General features: G+C 57.5%; 25 protein-coding genes and 2 pseudogenes. 17 read left to right on the forward strand and 10 right to left on the reverse strand.

Translation table 11 applies throughout. The features are described 5' to 3' along the window. Window positions 1-53 precede the first annotated feature (53 nt). Entirely contained in the window at window positions 54-200 is a 147-nt protein-coding gene (locus ACGK9W_RS12935; protein ID WP_008175434.1) for a DUF2256 domain-containing protein, read from the forward strand. Further along, window positions 197-1,714, forward strand: coding sequence for an FAD-binding domain-containing protein (locus tag ACGK9W_RS12940; protein WP_405417087.1), 1,518 nt, complete (start codon window positions 197-199; stop codon window positions 1,712-1,714). Before ACGK9W_RS12935 ends, ACGK9W_RS12940 begins: the two co-directional genes overlap by 4 nt. Window positions 1,715-1,728: 14 nt before the next feature. Here the strand turns inward: ACGK9W_RS12940 and ACGK9W_RS12945 are convergent, their stop codons facing one another. After that, window positions 1,729-2,256: a hypothetical protein gene (locus ACGK9W_RS12945; RefSeq protein ID WP_405417089.1), complete on the reverse strand. Its 528-nt coding sequence runs from the start codon at window positions 2,254-2,256 to the stop codon at window positions 1,729-1,731. 318 nt (window positions 2,257-2,574) lie between these two features. Between ACGK9W_RS12945 and ACGK9W_RS12950 the strand changes: the two genes are divergently transcribed. Genes ACGK9W_RS12950 through ACGK9W_RS12960 form a run of 3 tightly spaced genes read left to right on the forward strand, consistent with a single transcriptional unit; the run spans window position 2,575 to window position 4,401 of the window. Next, window positions 2,575-2,904: a hypothetical protein gene (locus ACGK9W_RS12950; RefSeq protein ID WP_405417091.1), complete on the forward strand. Its 330-nt coding sequence runs from the start codon at window positions 2,575-2,577 to the stop codon at window positions 2,902-2,904. A 48-nt stretch (window positions 2,905-2,952) separates the two neighbouring features. Then, complete coding sequence (locus tag ACGK9W_RS12955) at window positions 2,953-3,690, forward strand: HupE/UreJ family protein (RefSeq protein ID WP_008175443.1); 738 nt, start codon at window positions 2,953-2,955, stop codon at window positions 3,688-3,690. A 15-nt stretch (window positions 3,691-3,705) separates the two neighbouring features. Next, a complete protein-coding gene (locus tag ACGK9W_RS12960; RefSeq protein ID WP_405417093.1) occupies window positions 3,706-4,401 on the forward strand; it encodes an SPOR domain-containing protein in 696 nt (231 codons plus the stop codon). Window positions 4,402-4,450: 49 nt separating this feature from the next. Here the strand turns inward: ACGK9W_RS12960 and ACGK9W_RS12965 are convergent, their stop codons facing one another. Further along, window positions 4,451-5,194 carry a copper resistance protein B gene (locus ACGK9W_RS12965; RefSeq protein WP_053112969.1) on the reverse strand — a complete coding sequence of 248 codons (744 nt, stop codon included), beginning with the start codon at window positions 5,192-5,194 and terminating at the stop codon, window positions 4,451-4,453. Continuing rightward, window positions 5,191-6,207 (reverse strand): annotated as a pseudogene (locus ACGK9W_RS12970) (multicopper oxidase domain-containing protein); the annotation flags it as partial. The gene ACGK9W_RS12965 and the pseudogene ACGK9W_RS12970, both read right to left, overlap by 4 nt. Between ACGK9W_RS12970 and ACGK9W_RS12975 the strand changes: the two are divergent. The 3 genes and pseudogenes from ACGK9W_RS12975 to ACGK9W_RS12985 form a co-directional block, all read left to right on the forward strand. Further along, window positions 6,193-7,410 (forward strand): annotated as a pseudogene (locus tag ACGK9W_RS12975) (sensor histidine kinase); the annotation flags it as partial. The pseudogenes ACGK9W_RS12970 and ACGK9W_RS12975 overlap by 15 nt on opposite strands. Further along, a complete protein-coding gene (gene cadR / locus ACGK9W_RS12980) occupies window positions 7,407-7,865 on the forward strand; it encodes a Cd(II)/Pb(II)-responsive transcriptional regulator (protein WP_008175452.1) in 459 nt (152 codons plus the stop codon). The pseudogene ACGK9W_RS12975 and the gene cadR, both read left to right, overlap by 4 nt. A gap of 86 nt (window positions 7,866-7,951) precedes the next feature. Beyond that, entirely contained in the window at window positions 7,952-8,605 is a 654-nt protein-coding gene (locus ACGK9W_RS12985; protein WP_008175454.1) for a cation transporter, read from the forward strand. Here ACGK9W_RS12985 and ACGK9W_RS12990 read toward each other — a convergent pair. Further along, window positions 8,602-9,519: an AEC family transporter gene (locus tag ACGK9W_RS12990; protein ID WP_405417095.1), complete on the reverse strand. Its 918-nt coding sequence runs from the start codon at window positions 9,517-9,519 to the stop codon at window positions 8,602-8,604. The two genes, ACGK9W_RS12985 and ACGK9W_RS12990, sit on opposite strands and share 4 nt — an antisense overlap. Window positions 9,520-9,692: 173 nt before the next feature. Here ACGK9W_RS12990 and ACGK9W_RS12995 point away from each other — a divergent pair, with 173 nt between their 5' ends. Then, window positions 9,693-10,400 (forward strand): Crp/Fnr family transcriptional regulator, encoded by a 708-nt coding sequence (locus ACGK9W_RS12995; RefSeq protein ID WP_008175457.1) that lies wholly within the window; start codon window positions 9,693-9,695, stop codon window positions 10,398-10,400. 86 nt (window positions 10,401-10,486) lie between these two features. On the opposite strand, the gene wrbA is transcribed toward ACGK9W_RS12995, so the two are convergent. Then, window positions 10,487-11,086, reverse strand: a complete 600-nt coding sequence (gene wrbA / locus ACGK9W_RS13000; RefSeq protein WP_008175459.1) for an NAD(P)H:quinone oxidoreductase — start codon at window positions 11,084-11,086, stop codon at window positions 10,487-10,489. A gap of 166 nt (window positions 11,087-11,252) precedes the next feature. On the opposite strand from wrbA, the gene ACGK9W_RS13005 reads away from it, so the two are divergent. Continuing rightward, window positions 11,253-11,942: a hemolysin III family protein gene (locus ACGK9W_RS13005; RefSeq protein WP_008175461.1), complete on the forward strand. Its 690-nt coding sequence runs from the start codon at window positions 11,253-11,255 to the stop codon at window positions 11,940-11,942. Here ACGK9W_RS13005 and ACGK9W_RS13010 read toward each other — a convergent pair whose 3' ends face one another. Next, a complete protein-coding gene (locus ACGK9W_RS13010) occupies window positions 11,943-12,506 on the reverse strand; it encodes a Yip1 family protein (protein ID WP_008175464.1) in 564 nt (187 codons plus the stop codon). A gap of 94 nt (window positions 12,507-12,600) precedes the next feature. On the opposite strand from ACGK9W_RS13010, the gene ACGK9W_RS13015 reads away from it, so the two are divergent. The 3 genes from ACGK9W_RS13015 (at window position 12,601) to ACGK9W_RS13025 (ending at window position 16,167) form a co-directional block, all read left to right on the forward strand. Continuing rightward, window positions 12,601-13,737: an NnrS family protein gene (locus tag ACGK9W_RS13015; RefSeq protein ID WP_039882112.1), complete on the forward strand. Its 1,137-nt coding sequence runs from the start codon at window positions 12,601-12,603 to the stop codon at window positions 13,735-13,737. A gap of 258 nt (window positions 13,738-13,995) precedes the next feature. Further along, a complete protein-coding gene (locus ACGK9W_RS13020; protein WP_405417099.1) occupies window positions 13,996-15,588 on the forward strand; it encodes an antiporter in 1,593 nt (530 codons plus the stop codon). A gap of 162 nt (window positions 15,589-15,750) precedes the next feature. Then, window positions 15,751-16,167 (forward strand): globin, encoded by a 417-nt coding sequence (locus ACGK9W_RS13025; protein ID WP_053112978.1) that lies wholly within the window; start codon window positions 15,751-15,753, stop codon window positions 16,165-16,167. Window positions 16,168-16,272: 105 nt separating this feature from the next. On the opposite strand, the gene ACGK9W_RS13030 is transcribed toward ACGK9W_RS13025, so the two are convergent. Both ACGK9W_RS13030 and ACGK9W_RS13035 read right to left on the reverse strand, forming a co-directional pair. Then, window positions 16,273-17,775, reverse strand: a complete 1,503-nt coding sequence (locus ACGK9W_RS13030) for an MFS transporter (protein WP_008175473.1) — start codon at window positions 17,773-17,775, stop codon at window positions 16,273-16,275. Between the two features lie 46 nt (window positions 17,776-17,821). Continuing rightward, a complete protein-coding gene (locus ACGK9W_RS13035; RefSeq protein ID WP_008175475.1) occupies window positions 17,822-18,283 on the reverse strand; it encodes a universal stress protein in 462 nt (153 codons plus the stop codon). Window positions 18,284-18,592: 309 nt separating this feature from the next. Here ACGK9W_RS13035 and ACGK9W_RS13040 point away from each other — a divergent pair, with 309 nt between their 5' ends. Both ACGK9W_RS13040 and ACGK9W_RS13045 read left to right on the forward strand, forming a co-directional pair. After that, entirely contained in the window at window positions 18,593-19,954 is a 1,362-nt protein-coding gene (locus ACGK9W_RS13040; protein ID WP_405417101.1) for a nitrate/nitrite transporter, read from the forward strand. 100 nt (window positions 19,955-20,054) lie between these two features. Next, window positions 20,055-20,513, forward strand: coding sequence for an EVE domain-containing protein (locus tag ACGK9W_RS13045; protein ID WP_273086078.1), 459 nt, complete (start codon window positions 20,055-20,057; stop codon window positions 20,511-20,513). A gap of 24 nt (window positions 20,514-20,537) precedes the next feature. On the opposite strand, the gene ACGK9W_RS13050 is transcribed toward ACGK9W_RS13045, so the two are convergent. Next, window positions 20,538-21,020 (reverse strand): hypothetical protein, encoded by a 483-nt coding sequence (locus ACGK9W_RS13050; RefSeq protein ID WP_273069452.1) that lies wholly within the window; start codon window positions 21,018-21,020, stop codon window positions 20,538-20,540. Window positions 21,021-21,231: 211 nt separating this feature from the next. Between ACGK9W_RS13050 and ACGK9W_RS13055 the strand changes: the two genes are divergently transcribed. Next, window positions 21,232-22,053, forward strand: coding sequence for an ion transporter (locus tag ACGK9W_RS13055; RefSeq protein WP_405417104.1), 822 nt, complete (start codon window positions 21,232-21,234; stop codon window positions 22,051-22,053). A gap of 1 nt (window position 22,054) precedes the next feature. Here ACGK9W_RS13055 and ACGK9W_RS13060 read toward each other — a convergent pair whose 3' ends face one another. Further along, on the reverse strand, window positions 22,055-22,426 hold the full coding sequence (locus ACGK9W_RS13060) for a SirB2 family protein (protein ID WP_041645567.1): 372 nt from the start codon (window positions 22,424-22,426) through the stop codon (window positions 22,055-22,057). Between the two features lie 122 nt (window positions 22,427-22,548). Here ACGK9W_RS13060 and ACGK9W_RS13065 point away from each other — a divergent pair, with 122 nt between their 5' ends. After that, window positions 22,549-23,733, forward strand: a complete 1,185-nt coding sequence (locus ACGK9W_RS13065) for an NnrS family protein (protein ID WP_273085739.1) — start codon at window positions 22,549-22,551, stop codon at window positions 23,731-23,733. Window positions 23,734-23,737: the final 4 nt, after the last annotated feature.

Raw genomic sequence — 23,737 nt, forward strand, 5'->3', positions numbered from 1 at the left:
CCCGCCCTGCGGAGCAGACGTAGAAAGCCCTACATCCCGAATGGAAGACACTGGTGCCCCATAAGAAACTCAATCTCCCGGAGAAAACCTGCCCGGTCTGCCAGCGCCCGTTTGCCTGGCGCAAAAAATGGGCGAAAGACTGGGAAAATGTTCGCTACTGCAGCGAACGTTGCCGGCGCGAGCGGAACGCACTCTCATGACCACCGTGGTGTGGTTCAAGCGCGACCTGCGTACCCGGGATCATGCCCCCCTGGTGGCAGCGGCCAGCCTGGGCGAACCGGTCATACCGCTGTATGTGATCGAGGACGAATACTGGCAACTGCCGGACACCAGCGGCCGTCAATGGGCGTTTATCAGAGACTCCCTGGACGATCTTGACCGGCAGTTGCGAAAGGCCGGCAGCCGGCTCCTGGTGATGAGAGGGTCGGTGATTGATACGCTGAAACAGCTTCAGGCCAGGCAAGACGTCAAACGCGTGTTCTGCCACCAGGAAACCGGCGGGCACTGGACCTTCGAGCGAGACAAGGCAGTCATTGGCTGGTGCTCGGAAAACCAGGTGGAATTCCGCGAGTGGAACCAGTTCGGTGTGGTTCGCCGCTTGGGCGACCGGAATGTCTGGGACAGAGCCTGGACCGAGCTGATGCGTCAGCGGTTGCTAGAGGCCCCAGCAAGAATACCGGAAATGAAAGGCATCGAGGGCGATGCCAGTGGCTACGACAGCCGGGACTTCACACTGCCTGATAGCTGCCCGGACCGTCAGGCCGGAGGAAGCACCCGAGGCGAAAAACTACTCACCTCTTTCCTCGACCGCCGCTGCGTCGGCTACCAGTACAACATCTCCAGCCCGAATACTGCGGTCAGGGCCTGCTCGCGCCTCAGCCCGCACATTGCCTACGGCACCGTCAGCCTGCGGGAGATTTACCAGGAGGCCAAGGCCACCGGCAATCACCGCAACACCCTGCCCCGGAAAAAGAAAAGCCTGACCAGTTTCCGGTCGCGATTGCACTGGCACTGCCATTTCATCCAGAAACTGGAGGACGAACCGGAGCTGGAATTCCGGGCCATGCACCGGGAAATGGAGGCGCTAAAAACCGGGCCCAATGATACCGAACGCCTGCAGCGTTGGCAGGAAGGCCAGACGGGCTGGCCCCTGGTGGATGCCAGCATGCGTGCACTTAATCATTCGGGCTGGATCAACTTCCGGATGCGGGCCATGCTGATGGCAATCGCCAGTTATCAGCTGTGGCTGCACTGGCGCGATCCCGCCCTTCACCTGGCCCGGCTGTTTACCGATTTTGAGCCTGGCATTCACTACTCCCAGACCCAGATGCAGTCCGGCCTGACCGGCATCAATGCCCTACGAATCTACAACCCGGTGTTGCAAAGCCGGAAACTGGACCCCGATGGCGAGTTCATCCGGCGCTGGATACCCGAGCTGGCTGGCGTGCCCAGTGAAATGATCCACACCCCCTGGTTAATGACACCGGCCCAGAAAGAGCGTTACGGCGGCAACACCTACATCTCGCCGGTGTGCGATCATGAACAGGCGGCCCGGGTTGCCCGTAAGGCGGTTGGCGACTTTCGCAAGCAGCGTGTTAGCAAGACAGAAACAGATCGGGTGCTGCTACGACACGGCAGTCGCAAGGGACCTGTTCAGAAACGCCCCCGCGTGCCATCGAAGCAGCAATCCGATCAGCTGTCACTGTTCGACTAGACCGCTTACCCGCATCAGTTGCGGTTCAGTTGCCGCTGATGCTCCAGCATTTGCTCCATCATCATCTGCATCTGGTTCATCCGGTTTTCCATCATTTCCAGGCGCTGCTCGTTGTCCATCCCCGGACCACCAGAACGGTTGCCCTGGGCATGGCCAGACTGCTTTTTACCCTGGCCTTGATTGTTCATCATGCCCTGGTTGTTCATCATGCCCTGGCCATTACCCATCATTCCCTGACCATTGCCCATCATGCCCTGGCCCATCATCCCGGGGCCCATCATGCCGCCACGCATCATCTGCATGTGCTCCTGCATGTATTCCATGTGTTGCTCGCGCAGTCTCTGGCGTTCAGCGTTGGAGTCGGCGTTTCGCATTTCCTGCATCATGGCCTGCATGCGTGCCATGTTTTCATTCATCTGCTGCACTTGTTCCTGATTCATCATGCCAGCACCTGGCATTTGCCCGGAGTTGCCCTGAGCAAAAGCAAAGGCAGGCAAGGCGACGAACACGGAACAGGCAACGAAACGACTTAATCTGTTCATGAGATCCTCCTTATTGGCTGCAACAATGTGCATCACCATGAGTAAAGACCATGAAACTGAATTGAAACTGAAAAGTATCCATCAAGAGTGGTTAACAGCATACAGATTGATCTGGGTCATCCAGTTGAACCGCAAACGTTTAAGAGCAATCACATTTCATTGTTTTAATTCCTTAAAAACTGGCTGGGAATGGTATTCTCTCGTTACCAACCATTGCATCGCCCCATTGCGGATTAACGCACTTACGGAGCTTGAGTTCAGAAGCTGGTTCTTATGATTACGGCCGTTAACCGTAAAAAAAGAATACCGATTATTGTCATGCTGATTGCGCTCATCGGCATGACCTTCTCAGTCATGGGAGAAACGTTATCCCATGGAGTACCGGAGCTGACTGAAGCCAACATCCTGCACGAAGGCCATCACGGCCACAGTCATGATCATCACAGCCACAGCGTGCAAGACCATCAAGACCGCCACTCTCATCATGACTCTGGCAACCACTCCCACGAGTCCGCAGACCGGTTGAAAATGCCGGTATTCTCCAACCTGACACCTTCACTCCGGCGCCCTGTTCCCTTTGCTGGAGAGAATCCCCGCAGTTTTCGTTACCGGCTCGACCGCCCGCCAAAGCTCTGCACGTTTATCTGAGCAATGCTGCCTTAGCAGCTGAACGAAAACCCATTCTACGGAGTTACTATGCTGTCAACTTTGCTTGGCAAACCTCGCCCTTGGGCGCGGGTTGCTGCCGGCGGAAATCGTTTTTTCTGGATATTCCTGACACTGGGCCTGCTCGGTCTCAGCGCGGATGCGTTGGCCCATGCCGTCGCCCAGGGCGACAAGGGATACATTCAGGAGATTACCGGCATAAACCTGATTGCTTTTACCTACCTCGGTGCCAAACACATGGTCACCGGTTACGACCACCTGCTCTTTCTGCTGGGGGTCATTTTCTTCCTGTACCGCATGCAGCACATCGCTATCTACGTGAGCCTGTTTGCCCTGGGGCATTCCACCACGATGCTGCTGGGCGTGTACTTCAACGTCGGCATCAATAGCTACATCATCGATGCGATTATCGGCCTGTCGATCGTGTACAAGGCACTGGACAATATCGGCGCCTATCAGCGCTGGTTTGGCTTTCAGCCCAACACCAAAGCCGCCACGCTCATCTTCGGTTTTTTCCACGGCTTCGGGTTGTCCACCAAGATCCTTGAGTACGACATCTCGCCGGACGGGCTGATTCCGAATCTTCTCGCCTTCAATGTAGGCGTGGAAATCGGACAGCTCATTGCCCTGGCCATGATCCTGATTGCCATCAATTTCTGGCGCAAAACCGACGGCTTTTTCCGTCACGCCTACACCGCGAATGTGGCCATGATGAGTGCAGGCTTCCTGCTATTCGGCTATCAGCTTACCGGTTATTTCGTCGCCTGATTCTGGAGAACCTTTATGTACAACACTGACATACCTAATCGAGAAGAACTGCCAAGTACCGCCAAACTGATTCGATCAACCATTGTTGCGGCCATCGTGGCGCTGGTACTGCTGGTTACCGTTGTGATGCCCGCGGAGTACGCGCTCGATCCGACCGGAGCCGGACGACTGCTGGGCTTGACCGAAATGGGTGAAATCAAGGAACAGCTGGCCGAGGAAGCCGCCGCCGACGCGGAGGCCGAGATGGTTGCCGTTCAATCGTCGTCTGCACAAGGGCCTCAGGAAGTCGCGGAGCCTGTCATGGCCGAGCCTTCAGATGAATCGGTCTCTGCGCCCGAAGCAGAGATCACGGCTGCGAAACCAGAGCCCGCGGCTGAACCAGTAGCTGTCGAACCGCAATGGCAGGATGAAGTACGCGTGGTGCTGACGCCGGGCGAGGGAACCGAATTCAAACTCACTATGGAGGAAGGGGCTGTGGCCCGATACTCCTGGGCGTCTGAAGGCGGCCCTATCAACTACGACACCCACGGCAACGGTAGCGGCCAATCCATCTCTTACGAGAAGGGCCGAGGTGTTCCTGAAGATGAAGGAGAGCTTGAGGCCGCCTTTACCGGCGACCACGGGTGGTTTTTCCGGAACCGTAACGACAATAACATCACTCTGGTACTGCGCACTGGCGGAGACTATGGCCAGTTGAAGAAAGTGCTCTGAGGCGCGAATGTGCCGGGGTGGGTTCTGCCCCGGCACGCTATCCGAAAGATCAGAAGGCGATTCGCGCGCCAATCACGGCAAACCAGTCTTCTGTGCTTCCGCCCCCGGCTTCTGCCAGATCAGCAGTGTCGCCGTACTTGCGCTCGTGTACCACGCCCACATAGGGCGAGAAGGCCCGGTCAATCAGGTCATAACTCAGCCTCAGCCCCCACTCGGTGGAATTGAGCCCCTTGCCGACACCAATCTCCCGATCCTCTGAAAACGCCACAAGAGTCTCGAACGAAGCCGACAGGATCCAGAAGTTGGTGACCAACAACTCGTATTCCGCCTCAAAGTCCGCCGAGGCGTCGCCTTCATCGCTGACATAAAGGTTGGTGTCTACCTCGAACCAGTAGGGTGCCAGCCCGGTGACCCCAAGCACGCCATAGACCCGGTCCGGACCTTCCGGGGTATCTATGCGGATTCCGGCCTTGGCATCCCAGAAATCATCCACCGGAGTCTGGGCAACAAACTGGTTTTCCAGGGTTTCCCAGGCATTGTGACCCTCTTCCCACTCGCCCTCGAACAACCAGCGGAATTTCAGTTCATCGGTGCCATAAAAGGCATCGCCTTCAATAACCGCCAGCTCCTCGTCCGAATCGCTATACCGGTACTCAAACTTCTCCGCAGACACACCCCAGAAGCTCTTGGCGGTCTGGGTCTTTTTGGCCGGATCGTCCTGGGCAATCGCTGGTGTGGACATTGCAGTCACGGCCAGAGTCAGGCCGCACATGGAGGCTGTTAACCGACTCATGATTCACCTCCCTGTGTGCCGCTTGGCTTGCCCTCGGCAACGGTGCTGTCCGGGCCACCTTCAACCACGATCTTGCGGAACATGCCGGAGGCGGCGTGGTAGGAAAGATGGCAATGGAACGCCCACTCACCCGGTGCATCCACCTCCGTTTCCATATAGACAGTGGTGGCTGGCGCCACGCTGATCACGTGCTTCAGGGGGTTCCATTTGCCCTCGCCCACATCAAGGATCGACCACATACCGTGCAGGTGCATGGGGTGGGTCATCATGGTTTCGTTGACGAATTTGAAGCGGACCCGCTCGCCATACTGCAGGACGATGGGGTCGGCATCCTCATACTTGATGCCGTTGATGCTCCACTCATAGCGCTCCATGTTGCCAGTAAGGCGCAATTCAATCTCGCGGGTTGGCTCGCGGTGGTCGTACAACGGGTTCTGTGCCCTGAGATCGGCATAGGACAGGAACTTTCCACCATTGCTGGCGGTGGGCATCAACCCGCTGCCACTGGCATAAAAGGGATCTTCCGGCATGGAAGCTCCATCGCTCCCGCCCATACTGCCATGGCCCATGGCACTGTGATCCATCCCGGCCATTTCACCACTGTCCATGCCGTCGTCGTTCATGCCGCCCATGGCGTCTTTGCTCATGTCTCCATGATTCATATCGCCATGATCCATATGCCCGGCCATATCGGCCATGGTCAGCAATGGCGCCTCCCGAAGTTCCGGCACTTCTGCCGTCATCCCCTCTTCCGGCGCAAGAGTCCCCCTGGCAAAGCCCGAGCGGCCCATGGATTCGGCAAAGATGGTGCAGGCTTTCCTATCCGTGATGCGAACGATCACATCGTAGGTTTCTGCCACGCCAATGCGGAACTCGTCCACGTTCACCGGCTGCACATTGTTGCCATCCGCCTGGACCACGGTCATTTCCAGACCGGGAATGCGAACGTCGAAATAGGTCATGGCGGAAGAGTTGATGAAGCGCAGACGGATCCGTTCACCCGGCTCAAAGACGAAGTCGCTTTTCTGGAACACCAGATTCGCGATTCCAGTGGTAGGCTGGACACCCTACAGACCGGTGATTATTTCCAGGAAGTTTTTCACCACGCATTCGCTATCCATTCCGACACCCGGACCATCATCTCCCCCGAGAATTGGGCACCGCTGTTGATGCCACTGGTGGAGTCCGGCGAGGAAGGTACACTGCGGGTCAGTGGCGCCGAAATTGCGGAGGCGCCCTCGGATATCCTTGCTTACCGGAAGTCCTTTCGCGTGGACGACCAGCCCATCGTGGTGATCGTTTCCGAAGACCTTGGTGCCTTGAGCCGGAGCCAGGCCGAGCTTCACGCCTGGACGGCCGTTGTTTCCCTGCTGCTGATCCTGCTGCTGGTTGGCACACTCTGGCTGGGTATCAACCTGTCCATGCGCCCCGTAGTAAGCCTCAAGGCCGCATTAAAGCGGCTGCAGGATGGCGAGATATCGCGGATTGATGTCAGGGCCCCCGAGGAGTTCCAACCTCTTGTACTGCAGCTCAACCAGTTGCTCGACTCATTGGACCAGCGGCTGGAGCGCTCCCGGGATGCGCTGGCGAATCTCTCCCACAGCGTTAAAACGCCCATCGCTGCCGTTCGCCAGATTCTGGAAGATACCGACCGCCCCCTCCCCAACACCCTAAGACAACAAATGGCCGGCAGGCTCGATGATATCGACAGACAACTTGAGGCAGAAATGCGGCGCAGCCGGTTCGCGGGTCCACAGGTCGGCAAAAGCGCCTACCCTCTGAAGCAGGCCCGAGACCTTCTCTGGATGCTCGGCCGGCTGTATCCGGCAAAATCCTTTGAAATGTCGACCGTACTGACCGAAGAACGACGCTGGCCCATCGAAGAGCACGACTTGAATGAGGTTCTGGGCAACCTTCTGGACAATGCCGGCAAGTGGTCCGCCAGGTTCGTGGAACTTGGTCTGCACGAGGATGGGAAAGGATTTGCCATCACCGTTGAGGACGATGGCCCCGGAATTCCTCCCGACGCGCTGGACACCCTCGGCACCCGCGGGCTGCGTCTGGATGAACAAACGCCGGGGCATGGCCTGGGGCTGGCCATCGTGCGGGAGATTACAGACCGCTATGGTGGTACCCTGAATTTCAGCTCCGGCTCGACCGGAGGATTCAAGGCAACGGTCCATTTTCCGGGTACTACCGGGGGTATCAGGCAGTGAAGATCGGTGAACTCGCAAAGACAACGGCCATTCCTGTTGAAACCATCCGCTACTACGAAAAAATCGGTTTGCTACCGGAACCGGACAGGGACGCCAGCGGCTACCGCTCGTATCGCAACGCCCATCTGGAACGCCTTCTCTTTATCAAACGCTGTCGCAACCTGGACATGGCCCAGGACGAGATCCGCGAGCTGATCCGGCTGGCCGAGCAACCGGAAGCGGATTGCAGCGAAGTAGACGCCCTGCTGGCTCGCCATCTGACTCATGTACGGGAACGGTTGAAGGAGCTGGCGAGCCTTGAAGAAACTCTCGAGCAACTTCAGGAAGCCTGCTCCGATGGCCGCACAGTGCGCGAATGCGGCATCCTCGGCGGGCTTAGCACGGAGCTCGAGACTCCAGAGCCCGAGGACCGCCACAACCACGTTCCCGGTACCCATGGGCCGGGCCAGAACTGACGAATCTCAAAATTTTCTGCAGCAACTGTTGACCCTGTAGCTACTACAGGGTTTTCAATAAGACTATCTGAACCAAGGAGGTCTTTATGGCGTGCAGTTGCTCTGCCCCCGAACCAAAATCCCCTGCCCCGGGCTTCCGCCGGGCGTTATGGATCGCCTTGTGGGTGAACCTGGCCATGTTTGTTGTGGAAGGCATCGCCAGTCTGTCATCGGGCTCTGTCTCGCTGATGGCCGATGCCATCGATTTCTTCGGCGACAGCGCCAACTACATTCTGTCCCTCACCGTCCTCTCCATGGGTATGCTCTGGCGAGGGCGCGCAGCCATGGTTAAGGGCATCACCATGACGGTGTTTGGCCTGGTGGTCTGGGCCCGGGCCGTCTGGGTGGTGCAGGCAGGCATTACACCGGAGCCGCTGACCATGGGGGCGGTTGGTCTGCTGGCACTTACCGCCAACGTGAGCGTGGCCGCAATACTGTTCAAATTCCGTGAAGGGGATTCCGACATGCGTTCGGTCTGGCTGTGCAGCCGGAACGATGCCATCAGCAACATCGCCGTTATGGTGGCCGCACTCGGTGTGTTCGGTACCGGAACTGCCTGGCCCGACCTGATCGTTGCCGCAATCATGGGTACGCTGGCGATAACGGCCGGTATCAGCGTGGTGCGCCATGCCCGCAGCGATATCGCAGAAGCCAGGGCCAGCGAAGCGCAACCGGCGGCAACACCGTCAAGCAGCCGCTAGAAAGCAAGTGAGATCATCATCGGGATAAACGCCAGGGCAAACAGCGTGGTAAGCAATACGGTACCCGCTGCCTGCCTTGGCGAGGTATCCAGCAGGGTCGCAATGACCACAGTATTCGCGGCAATCGGCGTGATCGAAATCAGGAACATGGCCTTGTGTACGGCCGGCTCATAGATGCCCAGCACGGTTGAATCCAGCCACCAGAACACAATGGCCACCAGTGGCCAGACCACGAACTTCCCGAAAAACGCCAGGGCCGTGAAACGGACATTGCCCGCCAGGCCGCGAAAGCTGGTGATGCTCATGCCAATGATCATCATGCCCAGAATGCTGTAGGCGCCGCGCAGGTTATCGAACAGCGGCACAAAGATATCCGGAATTCCGATGCCCGCCAGGTTAAGGACGACGGCCGCCAGGAAGGCGTATACCGACGGGAGCTTCAGCACCCGCCAGAGCGAATCCTTGATGCTGTAACGCCCTCTCGCCGCCAGATAGAAGCCCACGGAGTTCTCGAACAGCGTGGTGCCCAGCATGCACACGATGTAGAGCCCCAGCCCCTCCTCACCGAACAGCAACAACGCAACCGGCACACCGAAGTACCCCGTGTTACCGGAACCCACACACAGGGGAATGATGTTGGCACTGCCGTCGGAGAGCACCCGCTTTGCCAGCTTTAATTGCGCAATTCCCAGCACAGAAGAAATCCCGAATACCAGAAACGGCAACAAGATAACTTCGGGAGAAAGCGGCGCTACCATCACCCCGGAAAACACCACTGAGGGCGTCACGATATAGAGCATGATGCCGGCGATATGACGACCACTGGCCTCAAGATAACGACCGGCGACCCAGCCCAGGGCGACCGTTACGTAGAGCGGAATAAGCTTGAAGAAAAGGGCAAAGGCTGCGGCCATCGGGACTCCGTGAGGAAAGGGGAAACTTCCAGCAACAGGAGGCGGAGTCTATCACTGAACGTTCGTCAGATCGCGATATCGACTCAGTGAAAAAGGCTTAATGATTTAAGTCATTTCAAAAGATGTTTCTCTGATACCATAATTCACCTGACACTCATAACAGGGTCAACGCCATGAACAGCATCTTCAGGCCAGACGTTTCCTCCGCCCCGTGCATGTTGGGAGAAAACAACCCGGATATTATCCAGCAGGATGCCGCACCTGAGTCAGCTGCCCTGCTGAATGGCCTCAGCCGGGTTTTCGGAATTCGCCTGGCAGGGCACGAGAATGATCCCGACGCACGGTTTCTGGCAGACCTCGCCCGCCTGTTTCACCTTTGCAGGGTTGACCCCGAAACCGCTCTGGAGAAGCACGACACACCCTGGGCAAACGTTTATCTGGTTCAGTACGGCATCCTTCGGCTGTTCCGGGAAGCACCCAGCGGCAAGGTGTCCGTCCACCACTTCTTTTCCGAAGGCGATATGGTCTGGCCGGTTTTTGGCCGTAGCCGAACCGTACGAAACACCCTTTGCCTGACCTCAGTAACGCCGGTAACGGCCTGGGTGGCTGACTTCGCGGCGTTCCGGTCCGCTATCCAGTCTCACGGTGAAGGGCTCTGGCCCCGGTTCGCCCTTGCCCTGACGGAAGAAATTGCCGAGCTGACCAGTATGAGAGAATTCCGCAAGCACACCATGCCGGCAAGAGAACGCTACAAGTTGTTGCTGGAAGAATACCCAGAACTGGTTAAACGGGTGCCAGATAATCAACTGGCATCATGGCTCGGTGTTGTGCCGGCGACTTTCTCCCGCCTGAAAACCGCAACTGCGAAGAGCCGGCCCTGAAGCCAACCGGATACCGCATAAAAAAGGGCAGCAAGCTCTCGCCTGCTGCCCTGAAAAACGCTCAACGCTTTGCTAAAACTTCAGAATCAGCCGTGCAGTTTTACTGCCAGCTCGGCAACGTGCTTACCCTGGAAGCGGGCAATCGCCAGCTCTTTCTCGCTGGGCTGCCGTGAGCCGTCCCCGCCTGCGATAGTTGACGCTCCGTAGGGAGTCCCGCCATTCACTTCCGAGATATCGAAGAATTCCGGGATGCCGTAACCCAGGGGCACAATGACCATGCCGTGGTGGGCCAGTGTGGTCCAGAATGAGCTGATGGTATGCTCCTGCCCGCCACCGGTGCCTGTGGAGGTAAACACACTGGCCACCTTGCCGTGAAGCTTGCCTTCGGCCCACAAACCGCCTGTCTGATCCAGGAAGGTCCGCATCTGCCCGGCCATGTTGCCGAACCGGGTGGGCGTACCGAAAATGATCGCGTCGTATTCTGCCAGCTCTTTCGGATCGGCTACCGGGGCTTCCTGGTCCGCCTTTCCGCCAGCGCCCAGAAATGCCTGGTCGGCCATGGTTTCCGGCACACGCTTGACTGTAACGTCTGCACCATCGACACCTTTTGCACCTTCGGCAATGGTGTTTGCCATTGTCTCAATATGGCCATACATGGAGTAATAGAGCACAAGCACTTTTGCCATCGGGAGAACCTCCTCTGTCTTTGATCGGATATACGCATGCTAACCAGCGGCAGACTCGAGAGAAATCGGAAGTTTTCCGACAGGTCGTTCAGTTTTTCTGAACAGGGTCACAGGATGTTCACGATCAGGCATTGCGTACAGGTGTACGCTGAAGTATTTTAGGGCCATGGCTAATTCGGAAGACCGCTCTGTGACAGCAACTCCATCCCCCGCAAATAATAACCATCACCGCATTGAAGAGTGGCTGAACAGCGCCACCCATGGTCTGGGCGCAATATTGAGCGTTATTGGCACGGCCGCGTTGATCGTGGGCGCCAGTCAATTCGGGGATGCCTGGAAGATTGTCAGTTTCAGTATTTTCGGCGCGTCCCTGATTCTTCTTTATCTGGCCTCAGCCCTGTATCACGGTGCCCGGCGGCCAGAACTGAAAAGGGCGTTCAAAACCCTTGATCATTGCGCCATTTTTCTGCTGATCGCCGGCACCTACACGCCCTTTCTGCTTGTAAACATGCGCGGCACGGTGGGCTGGACACTGTTTGCGGTGATCTGGTCACTGGCGATCACCGGCGTGGTGCTGAAGGTTATTTTCAAAAACCGCTTCAAGCTCGCGAGGGTTGGCATCTATGTGGCCATGGGCTGGCTGATCACGTTCGCCTCATCCGATCTGGTGGCCAACCTGAGTGAAACAGCCCTGAACCTGACGATTGCCGGCGGCATTTTGTACACCGCCGGTGTCGCCTTCTATCTGGCCGACCGCATACCTTATATGCATGCGATCTGGCACCTGTTCGTAATCGGCGGCAGCGCCTGCCACTTCAGTGCCATCTATTTTGGCGTCCTCCCCCACACGGCCTGATCAGAACGCCCAAACCATTGCCATCAGCACGCCCCATGCCAGCAAAGACGCCGACATAACGGTGTAGGTGGCCGACATGACCACCACATCATTATCGCTTCGCTCGCAGAATGAGCGAACGCCCTGGTAGACCAGCGCACAGGACAGGAACAAGGCGGCAAACACCGCCACAACGCTGACTGCCAGCACCGGCACCAGCAGCGCCAGTGATGACAGCCAGAGCGGTAGCGGCGCAATTGCGGCCAGCAAATAGGCATCCTGATAACTGATTTTCAATTGATGACTATCCATAACGGCGTGGATCAGCCAGCCCATCACGAAGAACGTGAGTAACTCTGCCAGGAAAAGGATAGTGGTGATAAACCGCCACTCCTTGTCTCCGAATCCCTGCATGAAGGCGTCGCCGTACTGCGTTCCGGCATAGTAGAGCAGCACCGGCGGCAGAAACGACATCGGCACTACCACCACCCAGGCCAGGAACGGAATGGACAGGTCAAGGCGCCGCAGCTCTGACCAGGCGCCATTGCCGGAAAATGGTAGACGGGCAAGTTGTGTAATATTCATGATGCACCTTTAAAATGTTTCCCGCGTTATTTTTACTGATAGTTTCGGTGCGCCGAACGGTCAAGGACACGAGATGACTTCGGACAACTCAGGCATGCCAAGAAAGAACATTCATGCGTTCTGGCTATTCTTCCCTGCCGCATCACTATTCGCCGCATTAACGGTTCCCCTGTCGATATACAGCGTGCTGTCCGGGACAGGCTGGCCGCCCGGTTTGCTCGGTGCGGGACACGGCCATGAGTTGATATTCGGCTTCGCCCTGGCCCTCATCGCCGGCTACACCCTCGGCCCCCAACCTGGCCGGGTACTCACTCTGCTCTTTGTGCTTTGGATACTCGCGAGGGTCAGCTGGGTTCTGGCGCCGGAAAGTATTGCCGCCCAACTGTTAAGCCCGGCCTTCGCCCTCATGCTGGCGCGCTACGCGGTCCCGAGATTTCAGGCGGCCAAAAAATGGCGCAACCGGATTGCCGGCCCGCTGATTCTGCTTCTTTGCCTGTTGTCGGTCGTTTTCTGGCTTGCCAGCAACACACTGGCCGCAAGCGCACCGGCAATACTGGATAGCCGCCAGGTACTGACAACCGCCATTGTCGGTTTGCTGCTTCTGATGACGTTTATCGGCGGGCGAGTCATTGCGCCGGCTGTGGCCGGCACGCTTGAGAAACGGGGCATCCCCCTTGAGGCCCGGGTTCAGCCACATGTTGAGGGAACCCTTCTGGCCATCTTGCTGCTGGCACTGCTGCTCAGCTTTCTGCCAGTCGCGGCCCCGGCCGTGGGTCTGTTATTGCTGGTTGCGGGTTTTCTGATTGTGGTTCGCGCTGCTCGCTGGAAGCTCTGGCACTGCCGAAACCGGCCAGACCTTCTGGTACTGGCACTTGGCTACTTATGGCTGGCTGCAGGCGCTGGCGCAAGCGGGTTAAGCCTTCTGAAAGAAAACGATCCCGTCGCCTCCATGCACCTGATAACAATCGGAGCCCTCGGCACGCTTTCCACCAGTGTCATGCTGCGGCTTGCCTGGCAGCGAGCCAGACGAATGACACCACCCATCTGGCAGGTTGTTGGCATCGCCTCGGGCATGGCCATTGCGGCAGTCGCCCGACTCTACGCGGGCAACGCGCCTTTTCTTGAACCGGTTGCACTCTGGTTGGCATCGGCGAGCTGGTCCTGCATCTACGGTTTTGTGGCGCTGCAGACGATTTTACTGTTCCGGGATAGCCAGAACCGCCGGAAATGATTGGCTACCTCCACTGCGCCAGCATCCATAACGCCTACCCACTTCGGGATATCACTATCGCACCCATTTGATTTTAATAGATTTTATCGATCTGAAGCGCGCCTGGATTTTCATCAAAAAACTCACCTTCTGACACGTCATTTTGTCCTTGAGAAATATCAAGCATGACTCCCCGCCTCGCTTTGCACAATGGTGTCGAGAAGCCCGAGCGCCACCAGAAACGGGGCCAAGGGCACGTTAACCGAGGGAGTCAAAATCATGGCCAAAACCAACGCAGACATCGAACACTGGGATGTCGAGAGCGAAGAATTCTGGGAGCGGGAGGGCAAGCGCATTGCTTCCCGCAACCTGTGGATTTCCATCCCCAGCCTGCTGATGGGCTTTGCCGTCTGGCTGATGTGGGGGATGATCACCACCCAGATGAAGAACCTGGGTTTTCCTTTCAGCATTGAGCAACTGTTTACACTGTCTGCGATTGCAGGCCTGTCTGGCGCCACCCTGCGGATCCCCGCCTCGTTCATGATCAAGATCGCCGGCGGACGAAACACGGTGTTCCTGACCACTGCCCTCCTGATGATTCCTGCTGCCGGTACCGGCATCGCCCTGATGAACCCGGATACACCGTTTATCGTGTTCCAGGCCCTGGCACTGCTATCCGGTATCGGCGGCGGTAACTTCGCCTGCTCCATGAGCAACATCAGTACCTTCTACCCGAAAAGCAAGCAGGGCTATGGCCTCGGCATGAACGCCGGTCTCGGTAACTTCGGCGTCACCACCATGCAGGTGGTCATCCCACTGGTCATGACCGTGGGTATCTTCGGCGCCCTGGCCGGTGACCCTATGCAGCTGCAGAGCCCCAGCGGCACGCTGATTGGCCGCATTGAGGCGGGTACCGATACCTGGATCCAGAACGCCGGGTTTATCTGGCTGGTGTTTCTGATTCCGCTGGCGTTTGCCGGCTGGTTTGGCATGAACAACCTGAAAGTGATTACCCCGAATCCGGGCAACCCGCTTTCGGCCTTCGGCAAGATTCTGGGGCTCTATGGCGTAGGTATTCTCGCCTCCATCGCAGGCGTCTGGGCCCTCAGCGTGCTGAACATGTGGCTGGCCCTGCCCCTGACCATCGTGCTCACACTGATTCTTCTGCGGCTGATCCCCGGCGATATCAAGCCCAACATCCAGGCCCAGTTTGCAATCTTCAGCAACAAGCACACCTGGTCCATGACCGTGCTCTACATCCTTACCTTTGGATCATTCATCGGCTTCTCCGCTGCCCTGCCGCTGTCCATTACCGTTATCTTCGGCAACATGATGGAAGTGGCAGCCGATGGCACGGTAACCCGTGTGGTCAACCCTGATGCGCCGAGCGCACTGACCTGGGCCTGGATGGGGCCGTTTGTTGGCGCGCTCATTCGCCCGGTGGGCGGCTGGATTTCCGACAAGGTGGGTGGATCCATCGTTACCCAGATCATCTCGGTTGTGATGGTCGCAGCCTCCGTGGCCACCGGCTACGTGATGATGCTGGCCTACAACTCCACTGATCCGAACGCCTACTTTGCACCGTTCCTGATCCTGTTCATCATCATGTTTGCGGCCAGTGGTATCGGTAACGGCTCCACCTTCCGCAGCATCGGTTTCATCTTCAACCAGCAGCAGAAAGGCCCGGTTCTGGGCTGGACCTCTGCGGTTGCCGCCTACGGCGCGTTTATCGCCCCCAGGGTGATGGGCCAGGAAATCCAGGCCGGCACCCCAGAGGTGGCCATGTACGGCTTTGCGGTGTTCTACGCACTCTGTCTGTTGGTTAACTGGTGGTTCTACCTGCGCAAGGATGCGTACATCAAGAACCCCTGATACAGGGTTCAAGTAACAGCCGGCGTCCGTGAAGGGCGCCGGTTTTTTTATGCCTGCTTTCCATCAAAGGCTACCTCCTTACCTGCACAAAATGACGCGCACGCTGGCAAATGCTAGATTCAGGATATTGGATTTAATCCCAAGAGAACCAGGGAGCCTGCCATGTCCTTCGAAGAGCTATTCGACGCGAGCTACGAGCGTGTCCTACAGACCCCACCCGAGGTGCCTGACTTCTTTGAAGGCTTCTATCGCCGGTTCCTGATGTCTTCTCCCGAGGTCCGGGCACTGTTTCGCAATACCGATATGGCCGTTCAGCGGAGTATGCTGAAGAAATCCTTTTTCAGCCTCGTAGCCTTTTACGCCAGCGGCAACGTTGACGATGTCCTTCATCGAATTGCCTGCCTGCACAGCGCCCGCCATCTGAGCATCAAGCCCTACCTCTACGACCTCTGGCTCGACTGCCTGACGGACACCGTAAGAGCCTATGACCAGGAGTGCAGCGACGATATCGAACTGGCCTGGCGGTTGGTTCTGAGCCCTGGAATCACCTACATGAAATTCGGCTACGACCACTTCTGATCCGTGGTCATAGTAAGACAGGCCTGGCCCCCAAAATGATGTCCCTTCAAACGCAAAAAAGCCGCCGGGCAATGCCTCGGCGGCCTTTTCTTCAACCGTTCCGGGTTAGCTGGTAGCGGCAGCCTGCCGGCGACGCTCTTCCTCTTCGATCTGGAGATCCACAGAGGACACCTGGTATTCGTCGGCAAAGCCTGACTCCGGCTCCTTCAGCCACATGATGCACAGCAACCAACTGACAAACGCGCCACCGGCAATGATGTAGAAGAACTGGGTCGGGGTTACGAAGGTGAAGATGGTCAGGTACACCACCGCACCCACGTTACCATAAGCGCCCGCCATGCCGGAGATCTGGCCGGTCAGGCGCCTCTTGATAGAGGGTATGATGCCAAAGGTGGCGCCCTCGGCACCCTGCACGAAGAACGAGGTGAATACGGTAATACCCACGGCAATAATCAGCGGCCAGTTAGAGTTCATCAGGCCCATAAGCGCGAAGCCCACCGAGATGCCGAACATGTAACTGAGCATCACAAACCGGCGGTTGCCCATACGGTCTGAAACCAGGCCACCCATCGGGCGTGCCACCAGGTTCACGAAAGCGAAGGAGGCAGCGATAAGGCCGGCTGCGGTCGCACTCAGGCTCCAGGTTTCCTCGAAGAACATCGGCAGCATGGACACCACCGCCAGCTCGGCACCAAAATTGGCGAAGTAGGTGCTGTTCAGAGCTGCAACGCTGTTGAACGGGTACTTGTCGTCCTCGGGCACACCCTGTTTCAGCAAGGGAATATTAACCCGGAGAATCTGGATAATCTGATAGCAGACAATGGCCACGATCACCGCGTAACAGATAGCGGCTCCGGTCGCACTCAGGTACCCCATGTTCTCGATTCGCCATACCAGGATGCCCAGAACGCCCACCAGGGGAATGGTCCAGAGGATCAACTTGATCATGTCCCCCCAGCTGCTGACTTCCAGAGCCACGGCCTTGCGCGGCTTGCGATGAACGGTGCCCGCCGGGCCGTCGGTAATCGCAAACCAGTAGTACACACCATACGCCGCCATCACGATTGCGCTCTGGGCGATGGCCCAGCGCCAGCCGTCTTCACCACCGTACATGTGCAGTGCAATGGTTGGCAGAGTTATAGCCGCAGCGGCCGAGCCGAAATTGCCCCAACCGGCATAGAAGCCTTCGGCGAAGCCGATGTCTTTCGGTTTGAACCACATGGCGGTCATGTGGATACCCACCACAAAGCTGGCACCGATGGAGCTGAGCACCAGGCGGCTGACCAGGAGCTGGGTCATGGTGTTGCCGAACGCAAATACCAGGGCAGGGATGGCCATCAATACCATTAGTACCGAAAACACCCGGCGGGGGCCGAAGCGGTCCAGGGCCATGCCCACGATAATCCGGGCAGGTATGGTCAGCGCTACGTTGGCGATGGCAAACAGGCGAAGATCATCCGCGGTGAGCCAGTTGACGCTTTTGAGCATACTGGATGCCAGCGGCGCCATGTTGAACCACACGTAGAAAGTTATAAAGAATGCGATCCAGGTCAGGTGCAGAGCCCTGACTTCCGGATTTTTGACGTGGAAAACGTCTGCGACTTTCATGTCAGCCTCCCTGGGCTTTCAGATACAGAAACGGTTATAGCCAGACTCAACGGCTGGGCAGAATAAGAAGCGGGCACTGGATGCGACGGGCAAGGAAGGAACTCACGCTGCCGAAGGTCATGTAATCCAGTTCGTCCACGAAGTAAGTCAGTGAGCGGGCAATAAAACCGCCGTCAGGCTCATGGCTGTGGCGGGCGATAACCAGCATGTCCGGATGAACCTTTTTCTCCGCTGCGAACAGCAACATCTTTCGGGCGTCGCCCTCCAGAAGCATGTTTTCGACGGAGATCTGTTCCTGCTCACACACCTCCATGGCCTCGGCGATGTGCTTTTTCAGATCGTTCAACTCTTCCTGGAACATGTCCTCGTTTCCCGAGGTGATGTCGCGGGGGTTTTCGGCAACGGCCACGAGGGTAATGACCGGTTTGAGGTCGCGGAACATGGTGATGGTCTGGGCCAGCGCCAACCTGGCATTTCGCGAGCCGTCGTAGGCAATCATGATTTTCATTTTTGAGTTCTCCAAAGGGCGCTTTCGGTACCCTTTCAAAGGCTATTTCAAGGGGCATCCATTGATATCTGTCAGCATTAGCCCACACTCCGGGGCCGCCCATAATTGACGTAAATCAACGCTGAGAGCGCGTACCCCACCAGAGCAATCAGGGGTCTATCCCCCTGCCCCCAAAACCCTCTGATTGCCTACCACCACTGCACCCAGCAGGAGGTACCTCCAATGCCCCGCATGGAAAAACCCTGGTTTTGGTAAGGTTTAAGAAGTGTTTTCAGACCTCAATTGATGAGCAAGCGGAGGGAGCGGAGCATGGCCAATACCCCGTCAAAGCCAGCGCAATACCGTGCGCTCGGTTTATCCACTTTCGCCTTCACCCTGTGCTTTGCGGTGTGGACCATTTTCTCCATCATCGGGATTCGCATCAGCGAGGATCTCGGGCTGTCGGATACCCAGTTGGGTCTGCTGATGGCCACCCCCATTCTTACCGGCTCAATTAGCCGACTTTTCCTGGGGATATGGACAGACAGGTACGGCGGCCGCTGGGTATTCGGCATTCTGATGCTAACCACCGCCGCCTGCGTGTACCTGCTCACCTTCGCGACCACGTACCTCATGCTGTTGGTAGGCGCTCTGGGCGTTGGCCTGGCAGGTGGTGCCTTTATCGTGGGGGTGGCTTACACGGCGGCCTGGTTTGAACCGGAGCGGCAGGGCACAGCCCTGGGCATTTTCGGTGCGGGCAACGTGGGCGCGGCAGTAACCAATTTCGGGGCCCCGTTCCTGCTGGTGGCATTCGGCTGGGAAAGCACCGCGCAGATCTACGCCACGGTGCTGGCGATCATGGGTGTTGTTTTCATTCTGCTGGCCAAGGAAGATCCCCTGGCGGCAGAGCGGGCTGGCAGCAAGTCCAAAACCTTCCTGGAGCAGATGGAACCACTGCGGGAGCTGAGGGTCTGGCGCTTTGCCCTGTACTACTTCTTTGTGTTCGGCGCCTTTGTGGCTTTGGCGCTCTGGCTGCCGCACTTCCTGATTGGCGTTTACGGCCTGGACATCAAAACCGCCGGTATCATTGCCGCGCTCTACACCATTCCGGCCTCCTTGTTCAGGATTCTCGGCGGCTGGATGTCAGACCGTTTCGGCGCCCGCCGGGTGATGTACTGGACCTTCGGTGCGTCGGTTCTGTGCACGTTTCTTTTGAGCTACCCGCCCACCGACTACGTCGTTCAGGGCATTGATGGCGATATCCGCTTTACCCTGGCCATGAACCTGCCCATGTTCGTGGCCCTGATTTTTATCCTCGGATTCTTTATGTCACTGGGCAAGGCAGCGGTGTACAAACACATTCCGGTTTACTACCCCAAACATGTCGGCGCCGTAGGCGGTGTGGTGGGCATGATTGGCGGGCTTGGGGGATTTATACTGCCACTGACCTTCGGCGTACTGAACGACCTTACGGGCATCTGGCAGAGCTGCTTTATGCTGATGTTCGTGATCGTTGCAGCTGCCCTGGCGTGGATGCACTACGCAATCCGCTCTGCCGAGCGGGTGGAGTGGGCCGCCAACGAGGAAAGAACCGACCTGCCGGAACTGGCCTCGCCACAACTGTTTTACCCACTGAACCGCAAAAAGCCCAAAGACCCGCTGGCGCCACCGCCAACAGCCGGCGGATCATAAGCCCGCTTGATTGATTGCCTCTCGTTGCCCCGCACTGCGGGGCTTTTCCGTATAATTGCGGGACTTCAATGAGGCTGATCCGGCAAATGGGAGAAACATCATGGCCAAGTGGCTGGTTAAATCAGAACCTGCAGAATGCGGCATAGAAGATTTTGCGAAAGCCCCGGACGGTGTGATCCCGTGGGACGGCGTGCGTAACTACCAGGCCCGGAACTTTCTGGCACAGATGGCAGAGGGCGACGAGGTTTTCCTCTACCACTCCAGCTGCAAGCACATCGGTATAGCCGGCATAGTGACGGTTGTTCGCAGCGCCTATCCGGACCCAACCCAGTTTGACCCGGAATCGCCCTACTACGATGGCAAGAGCACCAGGGAAAAGCCTCGCTGGCAGGCTGTCGACATGAAGTATGTTCGCACCCTGCCAGGGTTGATCCCGCTCGAAGAACTGAAATCCATGGCCGGGCTCGAAGACCTGCCTCTGGTCCGGAAGGGTAACCGGCTCTCTGTGATGCCCGTGGGCGAGGAGGAATGGCAGATCATCCTGAACCAGGCTGGCTGAGACCAGGGATCTGCCATCGGCGCGTCACTCGTCGTGAGGAATCGGATCCGGGCTACGGTCCCAGCCCACCAGTGCCAGAGTCGCAACAACGCCAATCAACAGCCCCATCCAGGGTTCAAAGAATGCCAGCGCGGCGCCAATCAGAACCACCGTACCCCGGGAAGCATTATCCCTCGGAATCGACATGGCGATGTAGGCGCAGGCAAGACCCGTGGCAATTGGCTGCTCAAGCAGAAAGCGTTCGGCGTCATCCACGAAGACCCGCTTGAGCGCCGCAATCGAGGCAATCAGGGAGGCGTGAATCATTGAGAGTGCAACGGCTTCTTCAAAACTCAGGCCAAAGAAGGCGGTCATCACGGGGATCAATGCCAGGCCTGTGGCGGCAGAAACAAACAGCCCCTGCAGGAACTCGGACCAGCACAGGCGCGTGTGGTAAAACGGCACGCGGAAGGTGAACAGCCCCAGCGCCAGCCGGCTAACTCCGGTCTGTCTTCCATGGAATGTCACTCGCTTTTGGTATTGTTGTTTGTGACCTGATTGTGGGAAGGGTTTGCCCATCGCACGAGTGAATATTTCTGATCAAGCCGAATAAATCATGCTTATTACTTACGGCCGCTTCGCTGTCAGGGGCGTCCGACCATCATTCAGGCTATCCAATTCCGTCGCAGCCCTTTAGAATTCCGCCCTCCCCCCGAATTATCTGGAGCCGAAGTCTGCCATGTCGTCCCAAATAAGCCCCGCCTCCGGTTTCGAGAAACTCCGCCGCATTGAGTCCAGCAAGGTTTTTCAGGGCGCAGTCATTACCATCATCATCCTGTCGGCACTGACCATTGGCGCCAAAACCTATGATCTGCCGCCATTGGTGGAAAAATCGCTGATCGTCATGGACAACGCCATCACCCTGTTTTTCCTGGTGGAAATCCTGTTCCGGTTTGGTGTATGCGCCAACAAAAAGCGATTTCTGTTCGACGGCTGGAACCTGTTCGACACCCTGGTGGTGATCGGCAGCCTGATTCCTCTGGACAACTCCGAGGCGGTTTTGCTGGGGCGTCTGCTGCGGGTATTCCGGGTGCTGCGCCTGGTATCCGTGGTCCCGGAACTCCGGTTTCTGATCAACTCGCTGCTAAAGGCGATCCCTCGCATGGGCTACATCGCCCTGCTGATGTTCATCATTTTCTATATCTACGCGGCCATGGGCTCAATGTTCTTCGCCAGCGTGGATGAGGAGCTCTGGGGGGATGTGGCCATTGCCATGCTGACCCTGTTCCGGGTGGCCACCTTCGAGGACTGGACCGATGTAATGTACGCCACCATGGAGCAGTACCCGCTGAGCTGGGTTTTCTACATCACCTTCATTTTCCTGACTGCGTTTGTTTTCCTGAACATGATGATCGGGGCGATCCTGGAGGTCATGAGCGAGGAGCAGAACGCCAAGCAGGCCCAACAGGCCCATGATGAGCGGGACGAGATTGCCCGCCAGCTCCAGGCCGTTCAGGTACAACTGGCGGAGCTGACGAAGCAGATCAGCGAAAAGCGCTGACTCAGAACGGCTTGGCCAGGGCCAAATGAAGAATGGCCGTAACCTGCACCAGGGCCAGTACCGCCGCGGAAATTCGAACGGGCTTTCCGAGGGTGGTTTTCAGAGCGAACACGCCAGCAATAATGTAGCCGACCAGTAAGACAATTTTGGCAATCAGCCAACCCGGCATGGCCGAAGCGTACCCGGCCACAAAAACCAGAGAGATCGCCGCCACCAGCAAAATGGTGTCGTTGATGTGGGGAATAAACCGCAGCGGTGTCTGTCGCCACCCAGGTCTTCCGACGGCGTCCAGGAGCAGACGCAGGGCAAAGAGTGTGATGGTGAGGTACGCGGTGGTCACGTGCAGGTGTTTCAGAATCATGTACGCGGTCATGAAAGTTCCTTAGTTAACAGGCGTTTTGCCGCATTGTACGCAATCTACCTACAAGCAGGTATGGTTAACGCGGTTGTCAGGGTTTAACATATACACAGAATACATGTATATGGGAGACATCTATGCGGGCCATTCCTACTTCCCCTGAACGGGCGCCGGTCAGCGTCAGCCAATTATTTTCCTACCCCTTTCGGATTTTCTTTCTGTCCATGACCGTTCTGGCCCTTGCCGTCATTCCCCTCTGGGTGATGCAGGTCAATGGTGTTATCAGTCTTCCACTGGCCATGCCCGGGTTATTCTGGCACCAGCACGAGATGTTGTTTGGCTTTCTGTCGGGAGCGATCGCGGGGTTCCTGTTAACCGCAGTGTGTGTTTGGACCCAGACAGAACGAACTCATGGATTCAGATTGGTGCTGCTCTGGGGCGTCTGGCTGGCCGGCCGTGTACTGCTGGCAACCGGTGCTGACCTGCCCTTTTGGCTGGTTCAGGGAGTAAACCTGGCATTCCTGCCCCTGGTGATGGTGGATGCCGGCTGGCGTATCTGGCACGCCCGGCAAAAACGACAACTGATGATCATGGTGGTACTCGGCCTGCTTTGGCTGATGCAGATCGGCTTTGTCACCCGCCTCGACATGGCCTTCAGCTATGGTGCCCTGATCATGGCCATGGCACTGATCAGTATTGTCGGTGGCCGCATCACTCCGGCGTTTTCCACCGGCTGGTTGCGCCAGAGGGGACTCGACAGCAACGCTGTAAAGACCATTCCCGCGCTGGACATGGCAACTGTATTCAGCCTGATTCTGCTGATGGCATCCCTGGTGACTGGCTGGCAAACCGTTACTGGTTTGCTGGCGCTGCTGTCCGGTGGGCTTATGCTGGTGCGTCTGGCGGGATGGAAGGGCTGGCTCGTACGCCAGGAGCCCCTGCTCTGGATTCTGCACCTGTCCATCCTGTGGGTGCCGGTGTCCCTGTTCCTGCTCGCGGGCACACTGTTCGCGGGCTGGCCGTCCAACGCGTGGAGTCACGCCGCCGGAACCGGCGCGGTCGCGTGCCTGATTCTCGGGGTCATTGCCCGGGTCGCCCTCGGCCACAGCGGCAGACCATTGGTGCTGCCCAAAGGCATGGTGCTTGCGTTCGTTGCAATTCATCTGGCCGCACTGATACGGGTGCTTACCGCCTTCGAAATCATTCCCTGGCACCCCGGCATTGGCAGCAGCACCCTGCTCTGGTTGTTTGCCTTCGGTATGTTCCTGTACCGCTACACCGGCATCCTCGCCAGCCCCAGACCCGATGGTCGTGAAGGCTGAACCG

Source organism: Marinobacter flavimaris (assembly GCF_045057155.1).
Classification (GTDB): domain Bacteria; phylum Pseudomonadota; class Gammaproteobacteria; order Pseudomonadales; family Oleiphilaceae; genus Marinobacter; species Marinobacter manganoxydans.